The following is a 4059-nucleotide window of genomic DNA, read 5'->3' as shown; positions in this document are numbered from 1 at the left end:
ATCTCGATGAAGTCGTTATCCAAATCAAGGGACGAAGCCACTGGCTTTGGCGGGCCGTCGACGCCAAGGGCGACGTGCTCGAAATCCTGATCCAGTCCCGACGCAACAAGGCCGCGGCCCGCCGATTTCTCCGCAAACTGATGAAACGTTGGGGCCAACCCCGTGTGCTGGTGACGGACAAGCTTCGCTCATATGGAACGGCTAAGCGAGAGCTCGTGCCCGGGCTGGGTCACTGGTCGCACAAGGGCTTCTGTGGTTGCCGTCCGTGATGCAAGAAGTTTTTCAAACCGTGTAAACTGAACTGGTGATCGAGTGCGAGCTTCTGTCAGGCCTTTGAACGCGGCGCTTTCAGAAGCCGCGGGCCGGGATGGTGATCTGCGGATCAGGTCCAGACCTAAACATCGAGCTTTGGTGCTCTTTCCCTTATCCTGGTTCTACCGATCCAGATCTGTTCGATCATTCTGCCCATTCAGGTCATTGACTTCTCACACCTCCTTCACCGACGTTGATCCATCCTGTGCTGCACCGTGTTCATGCAGCGACGGTCTGCGTCGGATCCCTATAATTTTCCTTCTTTGTTTGCATGGCCCATAGGGCGCGGGCCATCTTGTTGGCCAGCGCAACTGCGACCAGCATCTTGGGTTTGCGCGCGAGCATGCGTTCCAGCCAGGACCCTTTGGGAATGGATTTTCGGCCTAACCAACTCAAACGCGACATCGCACCGATGATCAGAAGCCTTCTGATGTCAGGCTGGCCCGCCTTCGACATGCGCCCCAGACGAGGCTTTCCTCCTGATGAATGTTGCCGCGGCACGAGACCGAGCCAGGCAGCAAAGTCGCGGCCTGAGTTGAATGTCTCCAGTGGTGGAGCAAAGGCCTCAATGGCGAGGGCGCTTAACGGACCAACGCCGGGCATCGTCTGAAGACGTTTGGCCGTATCTGTCTCGGTGGACAAAGCTTTGATCCGTTTCAACTTGGCGTCGATCCGTACAGTGATCTCTTCAATCAGCTCGAAAAGGTCTCGACACTCCTGGCGGACCAGGTCTGGAAGATCGCAATTCGGATCCTCCAGAATCTCATTCCCGCGGCTTAAGTTTCCGATGCCCTGCGGGATTGTATGCCCGAACTCGTAAAGGACTGATCGCAGACCATTTACCAGCTCGGTGCGTTGATTCACCAAACGCTCCCGGCTCCGGAACAGGATCGCGCGGGCCTGTTGGTTCTCGGACTTGGGCGGAACAAACCTCATCTCCGGCCGTTGCGCCGCGATGACGATAGCTTCCGCGTCGGTAGCATCGTTTTTCTGGCGCTTCACAAACGGTTTCACGTATTGCGGCGCGATCAGCTTCACCTCGTGGCCCAAGCGGGTCAACTCGCGAGCCCAGTAATTGGCACTGCCAGATGCCTCCATGACGAGGACGGCCGGCGGTTGCGCAGAAATAAACTCCCTAAACTGTGGACGGGACAGCTTCTTACGAAATTTCAGGTGTCCGGTCATGCTGGCTGCGTGAAGCTGAAAAACGTTCTTTGCCAGGTCCACGCCGATCATTGTATCTTTCATTTGCCGTCCTTTCCTTTTCGTGACGTTGAACACCACGATCCTGGCACAATTCGATGCCGTTTGGGGAGGACGGCAACCACCCCATCTGAACAACCGAAGCGAGGCCTCCCACCGGCATACACGAAGACGCGAGAAGATCATGGGTCGGTTTAAATCCCCGCGCCAAGCACAGCAGTTTCTATCTGTGCATGATCAGGCCACCAGTCTGTTTCGCCCGAAGCGCCACCGCCTGTCCGCAGAATCTTACCGCCACGCTAGGAACGACGCACTCTCGCTGTGGACCGGTTATTCCAACGAATTGACTGCGTGACCTTCGCCGTCACCAATAAACTCAGCCTGACATCAGCAACCTGACAAAGCCCTGCAACGCGAACGAGATGCGCCGGTGCTTCATCAAGCGCCGCGCGCGGCCTCTTACACCATCCGATGGGACACTGCCCTCGCAGTCATCAACACCATGTTTTATATAAGTAATACAAAGTTCAGGACAGCGAAATCAGCGCGCTACTTGGGGAATGCGGGACCAAGAGACTATCAGCGTAGGTAACATAAAGTTGCTCAAGGGTTAATATTTACTCGTTTGTCAGCTGCGAGAAGTAGTGAGAGCTTGCAAACTTAGTCAGCTTTTCGCTGTGATATGAAGTCATCAGTGAGTGGTCAAGATCGGACGAGGGCCATTTGAGACTGATGCTGTAATCGCCGAGCTGATTGGAAGTTGTATGGGAGCACAACTTTTAGACCAGTCCTATAGACCTACCATTCGATCAGATGGTCTAAGTTGGAGTGCAAAATATGCGTGAGAAAAATAAACTGTTGTTGAAGCGACCTCAATTGGGAATTTGTAAAATATGAGCTATTCAGAGGTTCAGCATTTTATTGGCGGCAAGTGGTGTCCGGGCGGCGAAGGTTTGGCCCTGGATGTTTTGAATCCCGCTACCGAACAAATGATAGGTAAAGTAGCTGTCGCAACTAAAAGTGATTTGGATGCCGCTCTGGAATCCGCGCAGCTTGGGTTTGAGGAGTGGGGGGCTATGTCAGCTTATACCCGCTCGAATATATTGCGAAATGCCGCGATTATTCTGCGTGAGCGCGCTGACATGATCGCCGGGATATTAACGCTAGAGCAAGGGAAGCCATTGGCGCAGGCCAAGGCCGAAGTTCTAGCCGGTGCCGAATTCATAGAATGGAGCGCTGAAGAGGCGCGCCGGACATACGGGTTGGTTATTCCTGCGCGCAATGCCGAAGTGCTTCAGCTCACGTTACGCGAGCCAGTCGGGCCAGTAGCGGCATTTGCGCCGTGGAATTTTCCCATCAATCAATGTGTGCGCAAGCTGGCAGCGGGTTTGGCGGCGGGTTGTTCCTTTGTGCTGAAGGGGCCGGAAGATACGCCCGGCTCACCTGCTGAACTTGTGCGTGCCTTTGTTGACGCAGGCGTGCCGGGGAATACAATCAATTTGGTTTATGGCGATCCACCAATGATTTCTGGCCATCTGATACCGCATCGTGTGATCCGTAAAATCAGCTTTACAGGATCGACACAGGTCGGGCGGCAAATTGGGGCTATGGCTGCAAGCCATATGAAACGCATGACGCTGGAGCTCGGAGGCCACGCACCCGTTATTGTTGCTGAAGATGCCGATATCGAGGCTGCTGTGAAATTCATGGTGCTTCAAAAGTTCCGGAACGGCGGACAGGTCTGCACGTCGCCTACGCGCTTCCTGGTTCAACAGAAGGTCTTCGATCGTTTTGTTGAAAAGTTTGTCAAACAATGCGCAGAGTTGGTCGTTGGCGATGGGCTTGATCCCGCAACAGAAATGGGGCCGCTTATCAATCGCAAGCGGGTCGATTCAGTTTCCGAGTTGGTGGATGAGGCAGTGTCACTAGGCGCCAAGCTTTGCACAGGTGGAAATCGTATCGCCAACAAAGGGTTCTTCTATGCACCAACAGTTCTCACAAATGTCCCGATTGCTGCGCGTATTATGAATGAAGAACCGTTTGGTCCAGTTGCTTTGATCAATCCATTCAACACTCTGGATGAAGCGCTGGAGGAAGCAAACCGTCTTGAATTCGGGCTAGCATCGTATGCTTTCGCCGGAAGTGCCGCGACAGTTGCAAAGCTGGGCAAGGGGATTGCGGCCGGTATGGTGAGCATCAATCATCTAGGATTGGCTTTGCCCGAGGTTCCCTTTGGTGGGATCGGAGATTCCGGAGTGGGTACAGAAGGCGGAGCGGAGGCCGTCGCCCAGTTTTTGGCAACAAAATTTGTCACTCAACAAACGATCGGAGGATAGGATCTGACGCGTTGTGCGTCATATCAAAATAAGACTAAAATCAAACAGGGAGAGAAAAATGAAAACCAAGTTGAAATCAATAGCGCTGTCAGCCTTTGCAGCTGCGTTGACTTTTGGCCCCTTACAGGCGTCAGCAGCCGATGTTGAATGGCGCATGCAGACTTACGCGAGCACGGGGATGTCAGAATACAACTCGCTCGTCGTAAAC

The 4059-nt window shown here is 53.8% G+C and carries 2 protein-coding genes and 2 pseudogenes; 3 read left to right on the top strand and 1 reads right to left on the bottom strand.

All coding sequences use genetic code 11. The annotated features are described in order from the left end of the window. Positions 1–248 (top strand): annotated as a pseudogene (locus tag AC2FLX_RS21940) (DDE-type integrase/transposase/recombinase); the annotation flags it as partial. Positions 249–531: 283 nt separating this feature from the next. Here the strand turns inward: AC2FLX_RS21940 and AC2FLX_RS21935 are convergent. Next, positions 532–1560, bottom strand: coding sequence for an IS110 family RNA-guided transposase (locus AC2FLX_RS21935; protein WP_037239072.1), 1029 nt, complete (start codon positions 1558–1560; stop codon positions 532–534). Between the two features lie 85 nt (positions 1561–1645). On the opposite strand from AC2FLX_RS21935, the pseudogene AC2FLX_RS21930 reads away from it, so the two are divergent. Then, positions 1646–1870, top strand: a pseudogene (locus AC2FLX_RS21930) (IS6 family transposase); the annotation flags it as partial. Between the two features lie 538 nt (positions 1871–2408). Beyond that, positions 2409–3851: an NAD-dependent succinate-semialdehyde dehydrogenase gene (locus AC2FLX_RS21925; protein ID WP_037239070.1), complete on the top strand. Its 1443-nt coding sequence runs from the start codon at positions 2409–2411 to the stop codon at positions 3849–3851. The last annotated feature ends 208 nt before the right edge of the window (positions 3852–4059 follow it).

This window comes from Ruegeria sp. YKSF57, assembly GCF_059612585.1.
The sequence above is the reverse complement of the archived record's forward strand: the minus strand, read 5'-3'. Positions and strand labels throughout refer to the sequence as shown.

What these genes read in the sequence shown, in the direction of transcription:
- AC2FLX_RS21935 (WP_037239072.1), bottom strand. Translation starts at nt 1,560, where the DNA reads ATGAAAGATACAATGATCGGCGTGGACCTGGCAAAGAACGTTTTTCAG.
- AC2FLX_RS21925 (WP_037239070.1), top strand. Translation starts at nt 2,409, where the DNA reads ATGAGCTATTCAGAGGTTCAGCATTTTATTGGCGGCAAGTGGTGTCCG.